The sequence below is a fragment of the Clostridium sp. LIBA-8553 genome, assembly GCF_057782465.1.
Window position 1 is genome coordinate 3,444,404 of record NZ_CM173489.1, and the last position, 21,659, is coordinate 3,466,062.

General features: G+C 30.0%; 22 protein-coding genes and 10 tRNA genes. 10 read left to right on the top strand and 22 right to left on the bottom strand.

Annotated elements, in window-relative coordinates; translation table 11 throughout:
* Positions 1-93 precede the first annotated feature (93 nt).
* The 4 genes from AC2JAQ_RS15650 to murA all read right to left on the bottom strand — a co-directional run bounded on the left by AC2JAQ_RS15650 (position 94) and on the right by murA (position 3,379).
* A complete protein-coding gene (locus AC2JAQ_RS15650) occupies positions 94-594 on the bottom strand; it encodes an SEC-C metal-binding domain-containing protein (protein ID WP_488457205.1) in 501 nt (166 codons plus the stop codon).
* 146 nt (positions 595-740) lie between these two features.
* Positions 741-1,295 carry a GerMN domain-containing protein gene (locus tag AC2JAQ_RS15655; RefSeq protein WP_488457206.1) on the bottom strand — a complete coding sequence of 185 codons (555 nt, stop codon included), beginning with the start codon at positions 1,293-1,295 and terminating at the stop codon, positions 741-743.
* A 15-nt stretch (positions 1,296-1,310) separates the two neighbouring features.
* On the bottom strand, positions 1,311-2,102 hold the full coding sequence (locus tag AC2JAQ_RS15660) for an MBL fold metallo-hydrolase (protein WP_488457207.1): 792 nt from the start codon (positions 2,100-2,102) through the stop codon (positions 1,311-1,313).
* A gap of 23 nt (positions 2,103-2,125) precedes the next feature.
* A complete protein-coding gene (murA, locus tag AC2JAQ_RS15665; RefSeq protein WP_488457208.1) occupies positions 2,126-3,379 on the bottom strand; it encodes a UDP-N-acetylglucosamine 1-carboxyvinyltransferase in 1,254 nt (417 codons plus the stop codon).
* A 340-nt stretch (positions 3,380-3,719) separates the two neighbouring features.
* Here murA and AC2JAQ_RS15670 point away from each other — a divergent pair, with 340 nt between their 5' ends.
* The 4 genes from AC2JAQ_RS15670 (at position 3,720) to AC2JAQ_RS15685 (ending at position 6,690) form a co-directional block, all read left to right on the top strand.
* Positions 3,720-4,265, top strand: a complete 546-nt coding sequence (locus AC2JAQ_RS15670) for a 2'-5' RNA ligase family protein (RefSeq protein ID WP_488457209.1) — start codon at positions 3,720-3,722, stop codon at positions 4,263-4,265.
* Positions 4,266-4,460: 195 nt separating this feature from the next.
* Positions 4,461-4,940, top strand: coding sequence for a dUTP diphosphatase (locus tag AC2JAQ_RS15675; protein WP_488457210.1), 480 nt, complete (start codon positions 4,461-4,463; stop codon positions 4,938-4,940).
* A gap of 55 nt (positions 4,941-4,995) precedes the next feature.
* On the top strand, positions 4,996-5,427 hold the full coding sequence (locus AC2JAQ_RS15680; RefSeq protein ID WP_488457211.1) for a DMT family transporter: 432 nt from the start codon (positions 4,996-4,998) through the stop codon (positions 5,425-5,427).
* Between the two features lie 66 nt (positions 5,428-5,493).
* Positions 5,494-6,690, top strand: coding sequence for a S8 family serine peptidase (locus AC2JAQ_RS15685; protein WP_488457212.1), 1,197 nt, complete (start codon positions 5,494-5,496; stop codon positions 6,688-6,690).
* A 2-nt stretch (positions 6,691-6,692) separates the two neighbouring features.
* On the opposite strand, the gene AC2JAQ_RS15690 is transcribed toward AC2JAQ_RS15685, so the two are convergent.
* Positions 6,693-7,745, bottom strand: coding sequence for a M23 family metallopeptidase (locus AC2JAQ_RS15690; RefSeq protein WP_488457213.1), 1,053 nt, complete (start codon positions 7,743-7,745; stop codon positions 6,693-6,695).
* A 234-nt stretch (positions 7,746-7,979) separates the two neighbouring features.
* Between AC2JAQ_RS15690 and AC2JAQ_RS15695 the strand changes: the two genes are divergently transcribed.
* Entirely contained in the window at positions 7,980-8,978 is a 999-nt protein-coding gene (locus tag AC2JAQ_RS15695; RefSeq protein WP_423239657.1) for a DnaD domain protein, read from the top strand.
* On the top strand, positions 8,975-9,970 hold the full coding sequence (locus AC2JAQ_RS15700) for an ATP-binding protein (protein WP_488457214.1): 996 nt from the start codon (positions 8,975-8,977) through the stop codon (positions 9,968-9,970). Before AC2JAQ_RS15695 ends, AC2JAQ_RS15700 begins: the two co-directional genes overlap by 4 nt.
* A gap of 92 nt (positions 9,971-10,062) precedes the next feature.
* Here AC2JAQ_RS15700 and AC2JAQ_RS15705 read toward each other — a convergent pair.
* From AC2JAQ_RS15705 to AC2JAQ_RS15755, 11 genes are all read right to left on the bottom strand, one after another.
* Positions 10,063-10,138, bottom strand: a tRNA-Thr gene (locus AC2JAQ_RS15705).
* A gap of 3 nt (positions 10,139-10,141) precedes the next feature.
* Positions 10,142-10,218, bottom strand: a tRNA-Asp gene (locus AC2JAQ_RS15710).
* 12 nt (positions 10,219-10,230) lie between these two features.
* Positions 10,231-10,306 (bottom strand) — tRNA-Val (locus tag AC2JAQ_RS15715).
* A 6-nt stretch (positions 10,307-10,312) separates the two neighbouring features.
* A tRNA-Glu gene (locus tag AC2JAQ_RS15720) sits at positions 10,313-10,387 on the bottom strand.
* Between the two features lie 5 nt (positions 10,388-10,392).
* Positions 10,393-10,469, bottom strand: a tRNA-Asp gene (locus tag AC2JAQ_RS15725).
* Positions 10,470-10,483: 14 nt separating this feature from the next.
* A tRNA-Val gene (locus tag AC2JAQ_RS15730) sits at positions 10,484-10,559 on the bottom strand.
* Between the two features lie 6 nt (positions 10,560-10,565).
* Positions 10,566-10,640: transfer RNA gene (locus tag AC2JAQ_RS15735), tRNA-Glu, on the bottom strand.
* A 7-nt stretch (positions 10,641-10,647) separates the two neighbouring features.
* A tRNA-Asp gene (locus AC2JAQ_RS15740) sits at positions 10,648-10,724 on the bottom strand.
* Between the two features lie 13 nt (positions 10,725-10,737).
* Positions 10,738-10,813, bottom strand: a tRNA-Val gene (locus AC2JAQ_RS15745).
* Positions 10,814-10,817: 4 nt separating this feature from the next.
* A tRNA-Glu gene (locus tag AC2JAQ_RS15750) sits at positions 10,818-10,892 on the bottom strand.
* 185 nt (positions 10,893-11,077) lie between these two features.
* Entirely contained in the window at positions 11,078-11,659 is a 582-nt protein-coding gene (locus AC2JAQ_RS15755) for a hypothetical protein (protein WP_488457215.1), read from the bottom strand.
* Between the two features lie 208 nt (positions 11,660-11,867).
* On the opposite strand from AC2JAQ_RS15755, the gene AC2JAQ_RS15760 reads away from it, so the two are divergent.
* A complete protein-coding gene (locus AC2JAQ_RS15760) occupies positions 11,868-13,112 on the top strand; it encodes a BaiN/RdsA family NAD(P)/FAD-dependent oxidoreductase (RefSeq protein WP_488457216.1) in 1,245 nt (414 codons plus the stop codon).
* A gap of 152 nt (positions 13,113-13,264) precedes the next feature.
* Here the strand turns inward: AC2JAQ_RS15760 and AC2JAQ_RS15765 are convergent, their stop codons facing one another.
* From AC2JAQ_RS15765 to AC2JAQ_RS15790, 6 genes are all read right to left on the bottom strand, one after another.
* On the bottom strand, positions 13,265-14,023 hold the full coding sequence (locus AC2JAQ_RS15765; protein ID WP_488457217.1) for an acyl-ACP thioesterase domain-containing protein: 759 nt from the start codon (positions 14,021-14,023) through the stop codon (positions 13,265-13,267).
* A gap of 23 nt (positions 14,024-14,046) precedes the next feature.
* Positions 14,047-14,787, bottom strand: a complete 741-nt coding sequence (locus tag AC2JAQ_RS15770) for an acyl-[acyl-carrier-protein] thioesterase (RefSeq protein WP_488457218.1) — start codon at positions 14,785-14,787, stop codon at positions 14,047-14,049.
* A 130-nt stretch (positions 14,788-14,917) separates the two neighbouring features.
* A complete protein-coding gene (locus AC2JAQ_RS15775; RefSeq protein WP_322505135.1) occupies positions 14,918-15,463 on the bottom strand; it encodes an NADH peroxidase in 546 nt (181 codons plus the stop codon).
* 367 nt (positions 15,464-15,830) lie between these two features.
* A complete protein-coding gene (locus AC2JAQ_RS15780) occupies positions 15,831-16,022 on the bottom strand; it encodes a DUF1858 domain-containing protein (protein WP_488457219.1) in 192 nt (63 codons plus the stop codon).
* 120 nt (positions 16,023-16,142) lie between these two features.
* A complete protein-coding gene (locus tag AC2JAQ_RS15785; RefSeq protein WP_488457220.1) occupies positions 16,143-16,622 on the bottom strand; it encodes an NUDIX hydrolase in 480 nt (159 codons plus the stop codon).
* Between the two features lie 199 nt (positions 16,623-16,821).
* Positions 16,822-18,108 carry an adenylosuccinate synthase gene (locus tag AC2JAQ_RS15790; protein ID WP_488457221.1) on the bottom strand — a complete coding sequence of 429 codons (1,287 nt, stop codon included), beginning with the start codon at positions 18,106-18,108 and terminating at the stop codon, positions 16,822-16,824.
* A gap of 499 nt (positions 18,109-18,607) precedes the next feature.
* Here AC2JAQ_RS15790 and sdaAB point away from each other — a divergent pair, with 499 nt between their 5' ends.
* The 3 genes from sdaAB (at position 18,608) to AC2JAQ_RS15805 (ending at position 21,622) form a co-directional block, all read left to right on the top strand.
* On the top strand, positions 18,608-19,288 hold the full coding sequence (gene sdaAB, locus AC2JAQ_RS15795; protein ID WP_488457222.1) for an L-serine ammonia-lyase, iron-sulfur-dependent subunit beta: 681 nt from the start codon (positions 18,608-18,610) through the stop codon (positions 19,286-19,288).
* On the top strand, positions 19,289-20,170 hold the full coding sequence (gene sdaAA / locus AC2JAQ_RS15800; protein ID WP_488457223.1) for an L-serine ammonia-lyase, iron-sulfur-dependent, subunit alpha: 882 nt from the start codon (positions 19,289-19,291) through the stop codon (positions 20,168-20,170).
* A 246-nt stretch (positions 20,171-20,416) separates the two neighbouring features.
* Positions 20,417-21,622, top strand: a complete 1,206-nt coding sequence (locus tag AC2JAQ_RS15805) for an SIS domain-containing protein (RefSeq protein WP_488457224.1) — start codon at positions 20,417-20,419, stop codon at positions 21,620-21,622.
* Positions 21,623-21,659 lie beyond the last annotated feature (37 nt).

Consider the following 21,659-nt stretch of genomic DNA (forward strand, 5'->3'; position numbering starts at 1 on the left):
AATAAGTTAATATCTAGATTATATCACAATAAAACCTGTTAAAATATATAAAAAAATAGGCAGACTTTAGTCTACCTATCTAAAAAAGTGGGATTATTTTCCACAACATTTCTTATATTTCTTTCCGCTTCCACATGGGCAAGGATCATTTCTTCCAATTTTAACTTCTTCATTTCTTACAGTTTTTGAATCTCTGTATCTGAATTGAATTTCTCTTCTCTTTTCTCCTGAGAATATAGAATCCCATTGAGGTAAGTTGAATAAGTAATCTGCTTTTGCATCTAACATATTGTAGTATAAGCTTTCGAAGTCTATATCAAATGCTAACTCTGTATCGCTCTCAACTTTCTCTAAATCATATGGATTTTTTAAACTATCGTTTATTCCATCTATAAATCCCATTACGAATTCTTCTGTTGTACCATATTCTTTTGCTAAATCAGCAATTGTAGCTTTCTTAACTTCTGTATGATTAGCTAATAAATCTTTATATATTCTAGTTTCTACATCACTATATTCTTTCCAAAATGCAGCTTCTCCCTTAACCTTAACATATTCTACAACCATGTCTGTCCATTGCTTATATAAACTCATACTTCCTTCTCCTTTTTTAATCAACTCTATATCAAAATTATAATAATTTAGACAATATTTTTCAATATTTTACTAATTAATAAATATATAAATATATATTTTTAATACATCCGAAATCATTTGTTTACACTTTTTTACAAAATAACCTACTTACTTATCTTTAAATTAGGTATATCTTCTTTTGAGAAAGGTTTACTAATATCAAAATTACCACCTAACGAATTAATCATTTGATTATCAACAAGTATATTAATCTTATTAATACTTGGTATTTGAGTTATTGTCGCTGTTATTCCCTCTAAAGCCGCTTGTTCTTTGGCTAAGCTCATACTAACAACAGCTTCTTTGCTTAAATTTATAATTGATATATCATCTTTTATATCAAAAGATAATAACTTTGTATCTTTAGGTAATATAGGCGCTAAGCTTCCCTTCTGAGATGGACCTTGAATAAGTGCTTGAATTAAATATTGCCCTAGAATTTCATCACCATCTACAAGAATTTCTTGTTGTTCTATTTTAGGATGTGCTTCATCCTTAGTACCATCAAAATATAAAGATAAATCAATATCACCTATTAAATCATTAGCTATTGTTTTTACCCTCTCATTATTGTTAGCTGCTAATTTGTCTACTTTTATATTGTTACATCCAACTAACAAAAAAGATGATAGAATTAATAAAATCATCCCTTTTTTCATATAAATTCCCCTTACTTAAAAACTTATATAACTACTTGGCTTATGTCTATCTGCTAACTTAAGCTCTAAATCTTTCCCTATATTAATTTTATGTGCATTTAACACATTAATAACAGCTTGTTCAGCTAATTCTGGCACATTATTAGTATTGCTTAGATGACCTAATATTATTTTTCTATATTTATCAGTTTTCATAATGTCAACGATAGCTTTTCCACAATCTTCGTTAGATAAATGTCCAATTTCACTAAGTACCCTTCTTTTTAAATCATAAGGATATGGCCCAAACTTAACCATTTGAACATCATGATTTGATTCTAATAAAATCACTTCAGATTCTCTAATATTTCTTAATATTTCCTCTGTAAATGTTCCTATATCAGTTGCAATACTTGCACTTTTGCCTTTGTGCTTTATAGTATAACCTGTAGAAGCCACAGAATCATGTGGAGTATTAAATGATGTTATGTCTAAATCATTTAAACTCATTGTACTTCTTTTAGGCATAATTTTTATATTCTCTTCTTTTATTTTTCCTAGGGATTTCTCCATGGCTTTCCATGTAAGCTCATTTGCATATATAGGTATATCAAATTTTCTTGATAATATACCTGCACCCTTTATATGGTCACTATGCTCATGGGTTATGAAAATACCATCAATCTCATTAGGATTTTGCCCTACTGCTTGTAAGCCTTCTATTATTTTCTTGCCTGATAATCCTGCATCTACTAGTATCTTTGTCTTTTCTGATCCTACTAATATGCTATTACCACTACTTCCACTGTATAGTGAGCAAAAAATCATATATTTCCCCCATTTTTTTGTTCTTATTTTCTGATTATATCAGCACCAAGCATTCTAAACTTCTCTTCTATATGAGGATATCCTCTATCTATATGCTCAATGCTTGTTATTTCTGTAACTCCATCAGAAATTAAACCTGCAATAACCATTGCCGCTCCTGCTCTTAGGTCAGTAGCCTTAACAACAGCTCCTGTAAGTTTATCTACACCATCTATAATCGCTGATCTTCCTTCAACCTTTATAGTAGCTCCCATTTTTTTAAGTTCATCTACATGCTTATGTCTATTTTCCCATATAGTCTCAACTATTATACTTCTACCCTTAGCTGAGGCTAATAGTGTACACATTGGTTGTTGTACATCTGTTGGGAATCCTGGATATGGAGCAGTTTTAATATTTACGCCTTTTAATTCTCCATCAACATAAACTCTAACACTATCGTCTCCCTCTTCTACTTTAGCTCCCATTTCTAAAAGCTTAGCTGAAATTGATTCTAAGTGCTTTGGTATAACATTTTGGATTGTTACATCTCCTCTAGTAGCTGCCGCTGCTATCATAAATGTACCAGCCTCTATTTGGTCTGGAACAACGCTATAGTTGCATCCTTTTAATTCTTTAACACCTTTAATTCTTATAACATCTGTTCCAGCACCTTTAACATTAGCACCCATAGCATTTAAGAAGTTTGCTACGTCAACTACATGTGGTTCTCTTGCTGAGTTTTCTAATACAGTAGTACCTTCTGCTAATGTTGCTGCTATCATAAGATTGATTGTAGCCCCAACACTTACAACATCAAAGAATATATTTGTTCCTACTAATTTTTCAGCCATTATATTTACAGCACCATGCTCTATTGAAACCTTAGCTCCTAATGCTTCAAATCCTTTTATATGTTGGTCAATAGGTCTAACTCCTATTGGACATCCACCTGGAAGTTCAACTTTAGCCTCTTTGAAACGTGCTAAAAGTGCACCTATAAAATAATAAGAAGCTCTCATTTTTCTTACATCATTTCCACAAGCATTAACTGTTTTTATATCTTCTGCATTTATTTTTAATGTATTGTTATCTAATTTTTCAACACTACATCCTAATCCTTTAATTATTCTTTCTAAGCAATGTACGTCAGCTATGTCTGGTACATTATCAATAATACATTCACCTTTACTAGCTAGTATAGCCGCCGGTAATATAGCTACAGCCGCATTTTTAGCGCCGTTTATATCTATGGCTCCCTTTAAAGCTTTACCACCATTTATAATTAATCTATTCATACAATTCACCCTTGCTAATTTTTTATATGTATACAATTACCATTTTCTTCTTTTTTTATTCTTGTTTAGTTAATTTTTTAATTTCATCTAACCACATTTAAACTGGCTAAACAGTGAAATTTAAAGTATTACTCATAATTTTCATTATATCATAATAAGCCAATATTTAAAGATTTTTTTTGTTCATTACTTTTAAAATTTAACCAATCTATATTGTCTAAAAATACTTTTTATTCTGAAATTTCTCTCTTATTATTTTTTTTAAAAATTCTATATGTTATAATTTATAACAAAGTTTGTATTTATTTGGAACAAACTAATATTCAAGAGAGGTTTTGTTATGAAATATTATTTAGTAGCATTGTTTGACGAGGAATCTTGTAAATCCCTTGAATCACTTCAAAGAGGCTTATTAAGAAAATACAAATTACCAAGAAATCATATAAGTTTACACATTCCTCTTGAAACAATTGATAACCCTAATCTAGATAAGCTAGACGAAGTGGTTCTTAAACTAATTAAACCTTATAAAAAATTTAGGATAGAGTTAACTGGTAGTGTTGAATTTAATGAAAGTACTAACAAAGCTCTAAACTTACAAATTGAAAACAAAGGTTATATAAAAAAAATGCATAGATTATTTAATGACATGTTAAAGTTGCATGGTTTTAATATTAGAGAACGTGTAGATTCACCTCTATATATTCCTATAAATAACACTAACTTCAAAGAACATCATAAAAAGAATAATGCACAACCTACTGTTTTTAATTTAAGAGAATCTTCTAAGAAAAACATATTAAAAATTTCTAAAATAGAGCTTTGGAGATTTCAAAATAACAAAAGAGAAATCCCTGTAAAATCATACGATCTAAGAAATTACTAAATAATTTATATTATGTTTATTTATATTAACATTTTTATAGCATATATATAATTACCTTAGGTTAAAATAATTGTAAATTAAACATTTCGTAACTTTTTAGACTTGTATTCGTTTTCTAATCTTTTCAATTGTGAAAAGATTCTGTAAAATTAACTAGTAAGCATTTTTTGCTTAAGAAGATAGGGGGATATACTCATGGAGTTAGATAATTTTTTTATTCAACAAGATAAGTTTAACAAGGAACTTGTTATCGATAATAATTTAAGTACATATAAAGTTACTACTAGAATGTACTTAGCACTTCAAGTTAAGATAAGCGAATTAGCAGATGAAACAAAATGTTTTATTTATTGGAATGATAATAATAAATCTAGAGTTTCAAGACAATTAGTTTTAGAAAAATACATCGATTGTTTAAAACAAATCCTTACTATAGGCTTAAATAAAAATTATACTTGCTTAAAAACACTAATAGTTAAACCAAATGATTATTGTTTAAGCGATCAATTTTTAACTTTACTTATAGATGTAAATGACTTAATAATATCTCCATCTATTGATCACTATAAAACATTATTTGAAGATTTTATAAGCTTAGGAATAAGTTTAGGTTTTTCAATAAATCAAATAGAAGAAATTTTTTTCAAAAATGATTGTTGTAAGATAGCTCTCTAAAATTTAGAGAGTTATTTTTTTTTATTTTGGAATACTAAGCTTGAGGTGATTTATTATGCTTGGTATTATTTTAGCAATTATTTCAGGTGCAGCTATGAGTATCCAAGGAGTTTTTAATACAAGAGTTTCAGAAAAAATAGGAGTATGGGAAACCAACACCATAGTACAAGGATCTGCTTTTGTCTTAGCTCTATTAATTATGCTTATGTTAAGAAGTGGAAACTACTCTGAGATTCGCTCCGTAAATAAAATATATCTCTTAGGCGGAGCTATTGGAGTTGTTATAACCTATACTGTTATGGCTGCTGTAGGAAGTTTAGGACCAACCTTTGGTATATCTATAATTTTAATTTCTCAACTCCTAACAGCAGGGATAATTGATGCCTTTGCTCTTTTCGATACTGAAAAAATCAAATTTGCTGCACACAACTATCTTGGAATTATAATAATGATAATAGGAATTATCATATTTAAATGGAAAAGTTAATACATTGTCAAAATCATACTCCCATTCATATATTATAAAATAATAAATAATATGGGAGTATTTATTATGTTTTCATTAAAACAAAAATTGGATAGCAATCTAAAAATTTATATAAATCGCTCTTATTATACTAAGTATCGAGTTCTAATCAAATGTAAGAAGTTTATGAAAGATATGGTAAAGAAAATGCCTCAATTAAAAGGTACTATTGTAAGAGAAATTGAATCATTAAATTTGATTTGCGCTATTCTTACGCCAAAAGCTATTAATAGATTAATTGAATATCCTGAAATAGAATTTATTTCTTTTGATGATCATGCTACCCTCTGTGGTCTTAGCATCGGAACAGCAAATAGACTTCCATCTAATAAGTCTTTTAATTTTACTGGCAAAAATATATCTATAGGATTAGTTGATAGTGGTGTTTATCCTCATCAAGATTTATTGAATCCTAAAAATAAAATAGACATGTTTTTAGATTTATTAAATAACTATTCTTATCCTTATGATGACAACGGTCATGGAACAGCTCTAAGTGGAATTATATGTGGTAGTGGTTATTCCTCTAAATTTGTCTTTAAAGGTATTGCAGAAAACACTAAAATTTCTTGCATTAAAGCTTTTGATGCTACTGGTAAAGGATATGTCTCAGATATATTATTCGCTATTCAGACTCTTATATATCAAGAAGAAAATCCTATAAGAGTTTTATGCTTGCCATTTGAACTTACTAGCCATAATATTAGAATTTCAGACTATTTTAATGATATTTTTAAACTAGCTGTTAGCAAAAATATTATTCCTATTGTTCCCTCTGGAAGCATAGAAGGAGATAACACTATTCAGGGCTTAGCATTATCTCCTTGGTGTATAACAGTTGGTGGTATAGATTCTACAAAGGCACCAACAACAACTTTTAAATTTTCTTCCTCTGGAAATTCTAATTTGAAAAAACCAGATTTTTGTGCCGCTTGCGTCAATATAATGTGCTTAAACTCAGATAAGCAATATATCTCTGAGAAAAATGGCATAAAGCTATATCCTCATAAATTGGATAGTAGCTACACCGTTTTTCAAGGAACTTCTTTAGCTTGCGCCTACATATCTGGAGTATGTGCACTACTTTTAGAGTCTAAGCCAGAACTAAGCTATAAAGATTTATGTTCATTATTAAAAATAGCTTCTAACAATAAATATGAACTTCCTTCGAATTCTGTTGGAGAAGGAGTCATTGATTTATCATTCCTATTAGAAAATATATAATATTAATTTATATAATCTATAGGATTAATAGGATTCCCTTTATACCTCAATTCTAAATGTAGGTGAGGCCCAGTACTTCTTCCAGTACTACCGACTTTTGCAATAGTCTCACCTTTTTTCACTTCTTTTCCCGATTCAGTTAATATCTCACTAGCATGCGCATATAATGTTTCTGTGTTATCATCATGTTTTATTATAACCATGTTTCCATATATATCATCATATCCTACAAAGCTTACTACACCATTACAAGCCGCTTCTATAGGCGTTCCACTTGGTACAGCAATATCTACTCCTCTATGCCCACCTCTGCTTTTTTCTCCAAAAACAGATGTTATAACGCCACCTCTCGTTGGATGTGATAAAAAAGTCATGTTAGAGTTAATAGGATCCTTTATTCCTTTGTAAACCTTAGTACTCTCTGCACCTTTTAAAATTGATTCAGATATTACTTCACTACTTTCTTCTTTTCCATTTATAAAGGTCATTTTCTTTTTAATCTTTTTCTCTCCTGCTTTCCCATTTTCAACAGTATTATCACCTAAGTACCTATTATCTACTTTTATAACCTCTACAGCTGGCTCTATCGGAACAATCTCTTCCACTTCAGCTTCAACAGTTATTTCTACTAAAGGTTCATCTAGGATTTTATTACTTAACAGAATTTTAGATGAAATTTCATCAACTGAATTTATATCTTGAGATAAAACACTATTCTTTTTTAAATCTACTTTTGTATCAAAATTTACCTCTTTAACTAAAACTCCACTTTCAGAAGCTTTTTTCACATATTTTTCTTTGATTTCATTTAAAACATCTTCTACAGTATCTGGATTATCTATATAACCTACTACATTATTATTTAAGGATAACTCATAGGCCTCAACATAAATATTTGCCATACAACTTACCCCTTCAAAAACATATTCAAACTCTCCCTTTTCTGCATATAAAGAGTTTGCAAATACCTCAATTTTAACTGTAGAAAATAAAATAATTAAGGTAGAAAGAAAAACTCTAATAAAGTTTCTCCCCTCGCCTTCCGAAATACTCATATTCAAAATTCTCCTTTTAATAAAAATTTTAGTTTAAAATTAAACACGTAAATTAATGTGCCCATTAAAATAAAATTTATTCATTCAAATAAAATATTTTTATATTTTATAAGAGATTACTTTATTGTTATAGAAAAGACACTTTGATATAATTAAACATAGTCTAAAATTTTAATTTATCTTAAATCATTAATTATTAGACTATTTATACAAAACTAGAAAGGTGGTTATTTCTTGAGTACTTTTATGTTAAAAAACTCAGCCACTAAATTTACTCCTGTTAGTAATGTATTCATAGAAGAATATATGCCTAAAGCTCGAGGGGAATTTATTAAGGTTTATTTGTTAATGATAAAGTATAGCTTTACGGGGGAACCTGGGGTTAATTCTTCAATTTTAGCAACAAATTTAAACCTATTAGAATCAGATATAATGAATGCTCTTAATTATTGGCATGAAGAAGGTGTTATTAAATTAGTTCCTATAGATAAAATGAATAACTTTAAAATAGAGTTTTTAGACTTATCGGAAGGCAATCATTCATCAAGTCAGAATTCTGTTGATTTATTATCTGCCCTTGATGAAAATAACACTAAGGATATGCTGAAAGATATAGAAAAACTTATATGTAGACCTTTATCAACAAAGGAAATGACTACTTATCTTTCTTGGCAAACAGAGCTTAATTTTTCCTCTGAGCTTATATTAATATTAATAGAGTATTGTGTATCTAAAGGCAAAAAAGATGTTAGATACATAGAGACAGTGGCTCTTGGTTGGCATAATGCTGGAATAAAATCAATAGAGGAAGCTCAAGCTTACATAACTAAAACAGAAGATAAATGGGTTAAAATAAGAAAAATTCTTAAGTATTTAGGAATACAAAATACTGAGATAATGAAGCCACAAGAAACTATGATGGAAAAATGGCTTCTAACTTACAACTTCTCTGTTGAGTTAATACTTAAGGCTTGTGATATATGCTTTGAAAGACTAAATAGGGCTGATTTTAAATATATAGATGGTATTTTAGCTAAATGGTTTAAAGATGGTATAAAAACACTTGATGATGTTGCTAAAAAGGATGTTAAAAAGCCATCAAATATCAAAAAACCATTTAATAAAAACAACTCTCAAATTCAAAAGAAACCAGCTAGAGAAGCAAACTTTACCCAAAGAGATTATGACTATGATTCCTTAGAAAAACAATTGTTAGGATGGGATACTGAATGATTAAAGGTTATAAAAGTCAATTGATGGATATGTACGAAAAAATTCGTCAAGAAGAAAAATCAAATCTAGCTAATAGACAAAAAGAAATAAAAGAAAAAATACCTCAAGTATTTGAATATGAAAGAGAAATAAGTAAGCTTTCTCTAAAACTTTCAATGCTTGCTTTAAGAAAGCATGAAAAGGGAAATTTTGAAAAACTAAAAAAAGAAATTGAAAATCTTAGAGATGAAAAAGATCAATTACTTGCTATGAATGGATATCCAAAAGATTATTTAGATATGCATTATAAATGTGAAAAATGTAAGGATACAGGATATATAGGTGTTGAAAAATGTGTTTGCTACAAAAGAAAACTTGTAGAAATATACTATGAGAACTCTCATATGGCAGACGCTTTAAAATTAAATAATTTTTCAAAATTTGATATAAATGTTTTTTCTTCTATAAACAAAGGAAATGAAAAATACTCTCCAAGAGAAAATATGCAAATCATTATAGATAAAATGATTAATGGATACATTCCAAAATTCAATAGACATAATGAAAATATACTTTTCTATGGAAGTCCTGGTACTGGAAAAACATTTCTGACTTATTGCATAGCTAAAGAATTATTAGATAATGGATTTCTTGTAGTTTATAGAACTTCTGATGAGCTTATTAGAAATCTTAGAGAAATAAGATTTAATAATGATCACGAGTTAGAGGAATTGCTTATAAATTGTGATTTACTTGTTATTGATGATTTAGGTGCAGAGCAAATAACTGATTTCTCAACTACTGAGTTATTTACTCTTCTAAATAAAAAAATATTGTTAAATAAAAAAATGATTATATCAACAAATTTAAATTTACCTGAACTTAAACAGGCTTATGCAGAGAGAATAACTTCAAGACTACTTGGAAACTTTGTTCTATTTAAAACTTATGGAGATGATATAAGAATAAAGAAAAATCTTCAGAAAAGAAAAAATATCTCTTATCTTACTTAAAAGATAAGAGATACTTTTTTTGCATAAATAAATTAAATGTCGAAATATTCTTTAAAAGAATAAAAAAGAACTTCAGTTAAACTGAAGTTCTTTGGAGCTGATGATCGGACTTGAACCGATAACCTGCTGATTACAAGTCAGCTGCTCTGCCAATTGAGCCACACCAGCATGTGGCGACTCAGAAGGGGCTCGAACCCTCGACCTCCGGCGTGACAGGCCGGCACTCTAACCAACTGAGCTACTGAGCCATTAAAAAGTTTTGGTGGTCGCAACAGGGATCGAACCTGTGACCCCCTGCTTGTAAGGCAGGTGCTCTCCCAGCTGAGCTATGCGACCGTAATATGGTGACCCCTAGGGGAATCGAACCCCTGTTACCACCGTGAAAGGGTGGTGTCTTAACCGCTTGACCAAGGGGCCAAAACTGGCGACTCAGAAGGGGCTCGAACCCTCGACCTCCGGCGTGACAGGCCGGCACTCTAACCAACTGAGCTACTGAGCCATTAAAAACTTTTATGGTGGTCGCAACAGGGATCGAACCTGTGACCCCCTGCTTGTAAGGCAGGTGCTCTCCCAGCTGAGCTATGCGACCGTAATATGGTGACCCCTAGGGGAATCGAACCCCTGTTACCACCGTGAAAGGGTGGTGTCTTAACCGCTTGACCAAGGGGCCAAAAATGTGGCGACTCAGAAGGGGCTCGAACCCTCGACCTCCGGCGTGACAGGCCGGCACTCTAACCAACTGAGCTACTGAGCCATTAAAAGTTTTATGGTGGTCGCAACAGGGATCGAACCTGTGACCCCCTGCTTGTAAGGCAGGTGCTCTCCCAGCTGAGCTATGCGACCGTGATGGTGACCCCTAGGGGAATCGAACCCCTGTTACCACCGTGAAAGGGTGGTGTCTTAACCGCTTGACCAAGGGGCCACATTAACTCTTAAAACCACATCATTTTTGACCAGTTTTAGCTTTAAACTAAATTTGTTTATTTTGTTTTTGTCTTTCGCACTTGGCGACCTGACAAGGAATATAATACCCAAAAAATAATCTTATGTCAACACTTTTTTCAGTCATTTTAAGTCGTTTTTAACCATTTAAATAAATTATATTTGCTATTCGCATTTTTCCTCAAAATTACTCTCGTTTTCTATTTTTTCAACTATTTTTTTATAAATTTCTAATTGTCTTTTTCTCCAAGCTCTCTGTTCTTTTAATTTTTCCATATTAAAATGACACATTTCAAGGAATTCTGGCTGTTCTAAGACCTTAATATTGAACTTATAACTATCTTCTCTAAAGTTTCTTCCACTAGCTTCAATTTTTATTGGATATCGCCCATTTAAGTATATCAATATATCTTTATCCCAAAATCCTCTTTTATTTACTCCTTTAGAAAAATCACTTAAAACTTCTAAAGATTTTACCTCTTTAAATGATTCCTCAATTGAATCAATTATTCCTTTATAAAATAATGCTGAAGTACCCCTATTTATTTTTATTTTTAATAAATCAAGATTTTTTTTAATAATATCATCGACTTCTCCTTCTGAAATAAGTTCTCCATCTTTCATTTTGAAAGTTTTTATTCCTGACTTATTTGGATAATTCACAACCACTTGATCATAATTCATCCTTCTAATTTTTAATTCTATATTATATTCTTCCATGTTGCTATCTGTAATTTTAAATTTCATAATACTCACCTCATTATTTAGTATTACTCCTAAAAAAAATAATATAACTTACGATTTTTCCTATTCTTCAAGTATTTAATAATAAGCAAATATGATACAATACAACCTTAGAAATGTTATGATTAAATAAATGATACTTTTAGAAGACTATTTTTAGGTTAGTATGAAAATTAAGATATAAAGATACAAGAAGGGAGAAATTAAACTTATGATATACCATGACGTAGTTATTCTAGGCGGTGGAGCTTCTGGTTTAACAGCTGCAATTACAGCAAAGGATTTTGGTTTAGATGTTGCTATAGTTGAAGGAACAGATAGAATAGGGAAAAAAATTCTTACTACAGGTAACGGTAGATGTAATATAACCAATTCACTGATAAATTTTCCATTTTCAAACTTTCATAGTAGTAATGATGGATTTTTTATTAAAACATTAAACAAATTTTCTGTTGAGGATACAAAGGCTTTCTTTCTTAATCTAGGTTTACCAATAATAGAACTTGAAAAAGGTAAAAATTATCCTCAATCTTTGCAGGCATCTTCTGTTGTAGATATATTAAAAATGTCTTTAGAAGAACGTGAGATACCTCTTTATAATTCATATAAGGTAAAATCTATCCATAAGTCAAAAGGAAAATTTGTTTTATCCACAGGAAATGAGGATTCTCCTGTGATTAAATGCAAAAAGTTAATAATGGCTTGTGGAGGAAAATCTGCTCCTAAAACTGGTTCTGATGGTTCTGGATATACTCTAGCTAAGAACTTAGGTCACTCAATTGTTGAACCTAATCCTGCTATTGTCCAGTTAAAACTTTCTCATAATAAATTAAAAGCTTTATCAGGAATAAAATTTAATGGTTATGCTGAAGTTTTATGTAATGGAGAAAGTATTAGAAAAGATTTTGGAGAGATTCTTTTTACAGACTACGGAATCTCAGGCCCTCCAATATTACAAATTTCTAGAGAAGCATCTTTAGGCTGCTTTAAAGGTAATGAGGTTAAGATTATAGTTGATATGATGCCTGAAAAATCATTAAAAGAATTAGAAGATTTCTTAGAAGGACATTTTGCTGTTTTTGCTTGTAGAGAAGTTATAAACTCACTTATAGGTGTTGTTAATAAAAAAATGATACCTATACTTTTAAAAGAAGCTGGTATAGATAATTTACATAAACCATGTTATGAACTTACTTGGCAGGAAAAAAAATCATTAACACATCTTATGAAGGCTTGGGAATTTAAGTGTATTGGAACTAACGGATTTCAAGCAGCTCAAGTAACCACTGGTGGAGTAAACACAAAAGAAGTCGATTCCGAAACCCTTCAATCAAAAATTGTAGATAATCTTTATTTCTGCGGGGAATTATTAGACGTTGATGGTGATTGTGGTGGATTCAATTTACAATGGGCTTGGAGCTCAGGATTCACTGCTGCTCTTTCTTGTACACTTTAATATTTTTTTGTAGAAAACTATTAAAATTTAACACTATTAAAAAAGGTGTTTAATTAGAAACCTTAACTTTTCTAATTAAACACCTCTTCTTTATATAAAAATTTATAACATGGCTTTTTACTAAACTTAATCAAAATTGCTCTTGTTATCCATTAAAACTCTTTTTTCCAAACAGTTTCTATTAGAGCCGCTACTTCTCCTAATCTATGATTAATTATCTTATAAAGACACTTATATCCCTCTTCAATCTCGTCCCATTGACAAATAATACTTACATCATCACCAAGTCTAACTTCTTTTTCATACTTGATTTTAGCTGATATAAGGCTATATTCATCTAAAATACACTCTGGAGTAGCTTCCATAGTCCATTCTAAATATTTAGTATTATTAACGTGCTTATTAAAATCTATGTCACTTCTTCTAACTGAAAGGTTTGCTTCTAAATCTTCCCTTTCCAACTTTTCAACCTTAGTTGATTTTAATTCCACCTCTCCAGTGTTAACCATGTTTATTAACTCACAGTATTCCTTAGGAATTCTCACTGCTCTACGCTTTTCTAAATCTATTAATAAGAATATAATTTTTCCTTCTGCAATAATTTCATTTTTTTCATCATAAACCTTATAAACCCTACTAGCATAGAATTTCTTTATTCCTTCTAAATAAGTTTCTACATTAATAGAACTTTTATATGGTATTGGTTTTTTTATGTCAATTGAATAACTATAAATAATCCAACTTAATCCATGCTCTTTTAAGTATTTGATACCCTCATAGGCTAACTCTTCCTCATGAATTGCTGATACATCACCAAAAATTTTCATAAGTGGTACCATCTTTATATTTTTATTAACATCTGAGTCGTAATATAATACGTCATATTTTTTTGCAAGTTTATTTTCACTCATAATTTCATTCTCCTAAATATTTTTTAATACCAATAAGTTTCTGCTAAAGTAATGTTCTCTCCTTCTTCATTTTGTACTTTATGAAGAACTTTTATTTCATCTTTTCCTCTAATTATTTTTGATTTTATATTTACATTATGACCATATGTAATTTCTTTTTCAAATTTTATTTTTATTCTTTTCATTTTATACTTTAAAGCAATATCTGCTGGGACTGTCTCTAAAACCCATTCTATGTACTTAATATTACTAACATGCTTATTTAAATCTATATCTAAATATCTTATATGAAAATCTAAAGAAAAATCTTCTTCTTCAAATTTCTCGAAATCTAGTTTTTTTCTTAATAATTTTGAAGACTCTTTACTTACTCCATGAACTTCATATTCTGCATCACTTATTCTTGCAGGCCTTCTAGTTTTCTTATTTATTAGAAAGGCTAGTACACTAGCTCTAGACACTAAATTACCTTCCATATCATAAGCCTCAAATATTCTATTAGAATAAAATTTTCTTATAGCTTCAACATAAGTTATAACTTTAACTTTTTCCCTATATTTCGGGTATCTATTCATGATTATGTCATAATCAAAAAATACCCATGTAGTATCACTATCACTGCTCGTATAATTCATTGAGTTTTCTTCTTCTTGGCTCAAACAACAATCAGAAAAAAAACTCATCATTGAAGTTATTCTACAATCTCCTCTTCCATCAGTTTCCCCATAAGTAATTTCATATATTTTTTCATATGTCTTCCCCATTTATATCACTCCTTATTTGGAAGTATATCAAATCAAAAAATAGCTTTCAAACAACAAAACACCACTAAATCAACTAATTTAGTGGTGTTTCTTTTATAAATATATCATACAAACAAATTATTATGGATTTTTATTTTTGGAAGTATCTATTTAATAATCCAGCGAAAGCTTTTCCATGTCTAGCTTCATCTTTACACATTTCGTGAACTGTGTCATGGATTGCATCTAAGTTTAATTGTTTAGCTAAAGTAGCTAAGTCTTTTTTACCTTGGCAAGCTCCGTGCTCTGCATTTACTCTTGCTTGTAAGTTAGCTTTTGTATCAGCTTCTACAACTTCTCCTAACATTTCTGCGAATTTAGCAGCGTGCTCTGCTTCTTCGAAAGCTATTCTCTTGTAAGCTTCTGCAACCTCTGGGAATCCTTCTCTGTCAGCTTGTCTTGACATTGCTAGGTACATTCCTACTTCTGTACACTCTCCCATAAAGTTAGCTTGTAATCCTTCGATTATTCTTTCATCTACCCCTTTAGCAACTCCGATTCTGTGTTCATCAGCGAAAGCTAAATCTTCTCCTTGTTCTATGAACTTGTCAGCTCCTACTCCACATACTGGGCATTTTTCTGGAGCTTTTTCTCCCTCATAAACATATCCACATACTGTACAAACAAATTTTTTCATAATATTATTCCTCCTACAAAACAAACATTTATTTAACTTCAATTTATAATCATAATTTAAAAGTCTTTATTATCAAGTCATTTCTTGTTGATGTTTTATCTTCACCAACCTTATGTTATTATTATATAATAATTATTATTAATTAGCAATAGTTATTTTTTAATTTTTTAAAATTTTTATCAAAATTATGTTTTAAATTAATTTTAATTTTTAAATAAAACTATAAGATTCTCTTAATGAAGATACTTTGCAAAATTATGATAGCTCTTAAGAGCGAATTAAAATCAACAATATACTAAAATAAAGCCTTATAAAAAAATAAGAAGCACTTTCTAAAAGTGCTTCTTATTTTAAACATAATTTAAAATTAATATTCTATGTTATTTATAGCTTCCATTAAATCATCTAAATTTAATCCGTGAACCATAGCAGCCTCTTCTAATGTTTCAGCTTGAGCTGATGGACATCCAACACATCCCATACCGAAGCTCATTAATACCTCTGCAGCTGTTGGCATTTTTCTTATTATTTCTCCGATAGTCATATCTTTAGTTATCATAATTAACTACACCTCTCTTAACTAAACTTAAATTAAAAATTATATTTTTCATTATACTCTCTCCAAATTTCAAAGACAAGTGTTTTACTCTGAATTATCCTTTTAAAATTAAAATTCTTATTATATATAATCTCCAATATTTAATTTTTCTATTATGTCTTTTATTACTACTCTATCTGGTGAATTTATATTTTCTAAGCTAGGAATTTCGTCTTTATAGAAGAATACAGCCTCTGCACTTTCCTCTTCATCTAAAACAATCTCTCCTTCATAATCATTTGTAATAAATATAGAAGAAGCATTATAAATTTCATCTCCATTAGGATATTTATTGTAACAATTTTCACCAGAATAAACATTAAATAAATTTAGACTTTTAATTCTAAGTCCTACTTCTTCATATGCTTCTCTAATAGCAGCCTCTTGAAAGCTTTCTCCTAACTCTAAACTTCCGCCAGGAAGGCCCCATTTCTTATTATCAGTTCTTTTTTGTAATAATATTCTTCCTAACTTATCTATTATTACAACACCTGCTGAACACATTATAAGCGGCCTATGTGGATTAGGAAGCTCTTTTCTTAAATCTATTATATATCCCATACAACTCTCCTCTTAACCTTAAAATATATTTTTCTACTTTAAATCAGCTTAGAAATATTATACCTTAAAATTAAATCTATATTTTAAGGTAATACTAACTTTTTATATTAACCTTTAAAAATATTTTTAAAGCAAAATAAAAAATAGCTTAAGATTAAATAATCTTAAGCTATTTCTAATTAGTTATTTGTTAGTATTATTAAAGTTCTTCTCTTACTCTTATAGTTTGATTTCTCTTTGGTCCAACACCAACTATAGAAACCTTAGTTCCTGTGAACTCTTCTATTCTTCTTAAGTAAGTTTTAGCGTTCTCTGGTAACTCTTCGTAGCTTCTTGCATCAGCAACTTCTTCGCCCCATCCTTCGAACTCTTCGTATATTGGTTTACATCTAGCTAAATCTTCTAAACTAGCTGGGAAGTAATCTATAACTTTTCCATCTAATTCATATCCAACACACATTTGTATTTTATCTAATCCAGCTAATGTATCTATTTTAGTTACTACTAATGAAGTTAATCCACAAACTCTTGTAGTAGTTTTTAAGATAACAAGGTCTAACCAACCACATCTTCTTGATCTTCCTGTAGTTACTCCGTACTCATGACCTTTTTCTCTTATCCATTCACCAGTTTCATTTTCAAGCTCTGTTGGGAATGGTCCTTTACCAACTCTTGTAGTATAAGCTTTAGCTATACCAACGGCATTAGTTACCATGTTTGGTCCTATACCTGCTCCACTAGCAACTCCACATGAAGTTGTGTTTGATGATGTAACATATGGATAAGTTCCATAGTCTATATCAAGAAGCATTCCTTGAGCTCCTTCAAATAATACATTTTTATCAGCTTGGATAGCATTGTATATTTCAACTGAAGTATCTTTAACATATGGTCTTAATCTTTCAGCAAATGCCATATATTCATTGTATATTTCATCGAAGTTTAACTCTTCTCCACCTAATAATTTGATGTATCCATTTTTCATTTCTATGTTTATTCTTAATTTTTCAGCAAAAGAATCTTTGTGCATAAGGTCACAAACTCTTATTCCTGATCTTTCATATTTATCTGTATAACAAGGACCTATTCCTTTGCAAGTAGTTCCTATATCATTTTTTCCTCTAGCTTTTTCTTTTAACTTATCTAAAGTTATGTGGTATGGCATTATAAGATGTGCTCTATCACTAACTATTAATTTCTCTGGAGTTACTTTTACTCCTAAGCCTTCTAAATAATCTATTTCTGTAAATAGTGCTTTAGGATCTACTACAACACCATTTCCTATTACGTTTAATTTCTCGTCATGTAATATTCCTGAAGGTATTAAGTGTAACTTATATTGTTTATCTTCAACTTCAACTGTATGTCCAGCGTTATTTCCTCCTTGGAATCTAACAACTACTTCAGCCTCTTCTGCTAAGTAATCTGTCATTTTTCCTTTTCCTTCGTCTCCCCATTGAGCTCCTAATACAACAAATGCTGACATTTTTATTTCCTCCTTATAAAAAGAACATTAACATTCTTTTTTTATAAACCATAACGGTTAATCAACCTTTTCCAAGTAGACAACGTTCGTATTTATAGGTGTTTTTGCTATAAATTTCATTGTCCTATACCATATTAACAGAGTAAAACCCTTAGGTCAAGGTAATAAAAACGAATGTTTTAACATATTTTTAGCACTAAAGTTCATTTTATTTAATTTGATTAAACATTATTTAATTAAATAATATTTCTTCGTCAAATTTCTTATTAATATGATTCATTTTTCATATTATTTATTCTTAGCAATAAACTGATTTTTTAGTAATTATTTTTTTATATTTCTAAAAAATGATTAAACTATTAATAAAATTATTGTTATTAAATTTAGGTTAAAATTTTCAATTAAAGATAAAAAAAATGTTATACTATAGTTAATAAAATACATACATATTAGAGACTAAAATATCTTATTTTATTACATATAACAAAGGAGAATAAAAATGAATACATATGGTGTTTTCGATATTCTTGGTCCAATTATGATTGGTCCATCTAGTTCTCATACAGCAGGTGCTGCGAGACTTGGAAAAGTAGCTAGAGCAATTTGTGGTAAACCAATGAAAAAGGTTACTTTTCTTCTACATGGTTCTTTTGGAAAAACTTATAAGGGTCATGGTACAGATAAAGCTTTAGTAGCCGGTATTCTTGGAATGGAACCTTCTGATACAAGGCTTAGAAACTCTTTAGAAATTGCAAAAGAAAATAATATTCAAATAGAATTTAAAGAAACTGACTTAGGTGATGTACATCCTAATACAGTTAAATTTATAATTGAAGATATTGATGGTATTTTCCACGAAATAGTTGGTTCATCAATTGGTGGTGGAAGCATTAAAATTACTGAAGTAAATGGTAGCGTTGTTGAGTTCACTGGTGAATATCCAACATTAATAATTTCACATAAGGATATTCCTGGAGCTGTATCTAAGGTAACAGCAATAGTTTATAATCACAATGTTAATATCGCCTTCATGAAAGTATTTAGAACGGAAAGAGGAAAGGCTGCAAGAATGGTCTTTGAAATGGATAACCCTATTACTAAGGAAATAATTGATGAGATTAAAAAAGTTGAAGCAGTTGAAAATATAGTTGTTATAAATCCAGTAAAGGAGGAAATATAAATGCTTGCAAGAAATGGTGCTGAATTATTAGAAATATGTAAAGAGAATAATTTCTCCTTAGCTGAATATGCAATTCAATATGAAATGGAAAGTAAAAGCTGTACTAGAGAAGATGTAATTAAAGGTATGGAAAAAGTTCTTCATGTTATGAAAGAGGCGGCTAATGAAGGTCAAGAACAAAAAGTTTATTCTGTAAGTGGATTAATTGGTGGCGATGCTTACAAATTAAGAAAATACTTAGAAAAAGGTAACACTTTAACTGGTAATGTTATGGTTGGAGCTATGGCTAGAGCTTTATCTTGCTCGGAAGTAAATGCTTCTATGGGAAGAATAGTAGCTTGTCCAACAGCTGGTTCTTGTGGAATATTGCCTGCTGTAATACTAACTGTTGGTGAAAGATTAGAATTAAATGAAGATGAGCTTATTCAAGGATTATTAGCTTCTTCTGCCGTAGGAATGATTATTGCTCAAAATGCTACTTTAGCCGGTGCTGAAGGTGGATGCCAAGCTGAATGTGGATCTGCAGCCGCTATGGGTGCTGCTGCCACTGTAGAAATGATGGGTGGTACTCCAGAAATGGCTCTAGATGCTGGTGCCATCGTCCTTAAAAATATTCTTGGACTTGTTTGTGATCCAGTAGCAGGCTTAGTAGAAGTACCATGTGCCAAAAGAAATTTTGCTGGGGCTGTTAGTGCTTTAACTACCGCAGACCTAGTTATGGCAGGAGTTCATAGTAAAATACCTTTTGATGATACAGTTGAAGCCATGTATAGAGTAGGAAAATCACTTCCTGCCGCCTTAAGAGAAACAGCTTTAGGTGGCTTAGCCATCACTAAAACTGGTCTTGAATTAAAAGAAAAAGTTTTTGGTAAAGATAAATAAATTATTATTTATGAGCATATATTTTTATATGCTCATTTTATTTTAAATTAATGTTCTAAAAGATACTTTAAATACAGTTCTATTTAAAATAAAACATATTTTTAAATTTTATTTCAAAAGCTATAAGTAAATTATTGACATTTCTTACAAAAATATTGTAAGATTAACTTGTAATAACATCATTACTTATAATGATTTTTATTTAAATCAACTGGTAATGACAACATGATAAATGGGGTGAGAATTATGAATAAAGTTTTTGGTTTTACACAAGAAGAATTAAAAGACTTAAAAGCTACCTATACAGCTAATGAAATATATCAACAACCTGAATTATGGAAAGAAACCTTAAGTATAGTTGAAAATAATAAAGAAGCTATTATTAACTTCTTAGATAAAAATTTAAACAAAGAAAATATAAGAATAATCTTAACTGGTGCTGGGACTTCAGCTTATGTTGGAGATACTATTTACCTTTACTTAGCTAAGAAATTAGGTAAAAGAGTTGAAGCTATAGCTACTACTGACTTTGTAGCAAATCCTGATGAATATATAGATGAAAATGTAGCTACTATCTTAGTTTCTTATGCACGTTCTGGAAATAGTCCAGAGAGTGTTGGAACTTATGATTTATTTGAAAAGAAAGTTCCAAATCTAGCACATATAGTTGTTACTTGTAATAAAGATGGACAACTAGCTAAGAAATCTCAAGAAAAAGAAGGAAACTTAGTTTTATTAATGCCAGAAAAATCAAATGACAAGAGTTTTGCTATGACAAGTTCATTCACTTGTATGACATTAGCTACTCTACTTTTATTTGATATAGCTAACCTAGAAGAAAACAAAAAAATTGTTGAAGAGTTAGTTATTAAAGGACAATCTTCTCTTGATAATCAATGGGAAGATGCAAAAGCAATTTCAGACTTAGGTGCTGAAAGAATTGTTTATGTTGGTTCCGGTGCTTTAAAAGGTCTTTGTCATGAAATGGCTCTTAAAAACTTAGAATTAACTTCTGGTAGACAAGTTACTGTTTGCGAATCAATCTTAGGATTCAGACATGGCCCTAAATCAATAATAAACGATAATACTTTAGTTATATTCTTATGCTCTACAAATGATCATTCATCTCTTTATGATTATGACCTAATAAAGGAGGTTTATAGTGATGAAGGAACTCAAAAGGTTGCTGTTTTAAGCTATTTAAATAGAGAAAATTTTAAGGAAATTTCTCATAACTATATATCAGCTAATGGCTCAAAATTAAATGATACATTTGTAGCATTTAACTATATAATCTTTGGACAAATGATTTCTTTATTCAACTCTTTAAGACTTGGAATCTCTCCTGATAATCCAAGACCAGATGGAACTGTTAACAGAGTTGTTCAAGGTGTTATAATTCACGAATATGAAAATGGACTTAATTCAAAAGAGGTTCTTACTAACTCTTAATTCTATTAAAACTTATCTATTAATCTTTTAACCTAAC

Bases quoted from the DNA above. Each gene is read 5' to 3' on its own strand.
- AC2JAQ_RS15655 (WP_488457206.1), bottom strand. From the start codon at position 1,295: ATGAAAAAAGGGATGATTTTATTAATTCTATCATCTTTTTTGTTAGTT.
- AC2JAQ_RS15670 (WP_488457209.1), top strand. From the start codon at position 3,720: ATGAAATATTATTTAGTAGCATTGTTTGACGAGGAATCTTGTAAATCC.
- AC2JAQ_RS15765 (WP_488457217.1), bottom strand. From the start codon at position 14,023: ATGAGTGAAAATAAACTTGCAAAAAAATATGACGTATTATATTACGAC.
- AC2JAQ_RS15785 (WP_488457220.1), bottom strand. From the start codon at position 16,622: ATGGGATATATAATAGATTTAAGAAAAGAGCTTCCTAATCCACATAGG.
- AC2JAQ_RS15770 (WP_488457218.1), bottom strand. From the start codon at position 14,787: ATGGGGAAGACATATGAAAAAATATATGAAATTACTTATGGGGAAACT.
- AC2JAQ_RS15780 (WP_488457219.1), bottom strand. From the start codon at position 16,022: ATGATAACTAAAGATATGACTATCGGAGAAATAATAAGAAAAATGCCA.
- AC2JAQ_RS15685 (WP_488457212.1), top strand. From the start codon at position 5,494: ATGTTTTCATTAAAACAAAAATTGGATAGCAATCTAAAAATTTATATA.
- AC2JAQ_RS15690 (WP_488457213.1), bottom strand. From the start codon at position 7,745: ATGAGTATTTCGGAAGGCGAGGGGAGAAACTTTATTAGAGTTTTTCTT.
- sdaAB (WP_488457222.1), top strand. From the start codon at position 18,608: ATGAATACATATGGTGTTTTCGATATTCTTGGTCCAATTATGATTGGT.
- AC2JAQ_RS15775 (WP_322505135.1), bottom strand. From the start codon at position 15,463: ATGAAAAAATTTGTTTGTACAGTATGTGGATATGTTTATGAGGGAGAA.
- AC2JAQ_RS15680 (WP_488457211.1), top strand. From the start codon at position 4,996: ATGCTTGGTATTATTTTAGCAATTATTTCAGGTGCAGCTATGAGTATC.
- AC2JAQ_RS15650 (WP_488457205.1), bottom strand. From the start codon at position 594: ATGAGTTTATATAAGCAATGGACAGACATGGTTGTAGAATATGTTAAG.
- AC2JAQ_RS15805 (WP_488457224.1), top strand. From the start codon at position 20,417: ATGAATAAAGTTTTTGGTTTTACACAAGAAGAATTAAAAGACTTAAAA.
- AC2JAQ_RS15675 (WP_488457210.1), top strand. From the start codon at position 4,461: ATGGAGTTAGATAATTTTTTTATTCAACAAGATAAGTTTAACAAGGAA.
- murA (WP_488457208.1), bottom strand. From the start codon at position 3,379: ATGAATAGATTAATTATAAATGGTGGTAAAGCTTTAAAGGGAGCCATA.
- AC2JAQ_RS15790 (WP_488457221.1), bottom strand. From the start codon at position 18,108: ATGTCAGCATTTGTTGTATTAGGAGCTCAATGGGGAGACGAAGGAAAA.
- AC2JAQ_RS15755 (WP_488457215.1), bottom strand. From the start codon at position 11,659: ATGAAATTTAAAATTACAGATAGCAACATGGAAGAATATAATATAGAA.
- AC2JAQ_RS15760 (WP_488457216.1), top strand. From the start codon at position 11,868: ATGATATACCATGACGTAGTTATTCTAGGCGGTGGAGCTTCTGGTTTA.
- sdaAA (WP_488457223.1), top strand. From the start codon at position 19,289: ATGCTTGCAAGAAATGGTGCTGAATTATTAGAAATATGTAAAGAGAAT.
- AC2JAQ_RS15660 (WP_488457207.1), bottom strand. From the start codon at position 2,102: ATGATTTTTTGCTCACTATACAGTGGAAGTAGTGGTAATAGCATATTA.
- AC2JAQ_RS15700 (WP_488457214.1), top strand. From the start codon at position 8,975: ATGATTAAAGGTTATAAAAGTCAATTGATGGATATGTACGAAAAAATT.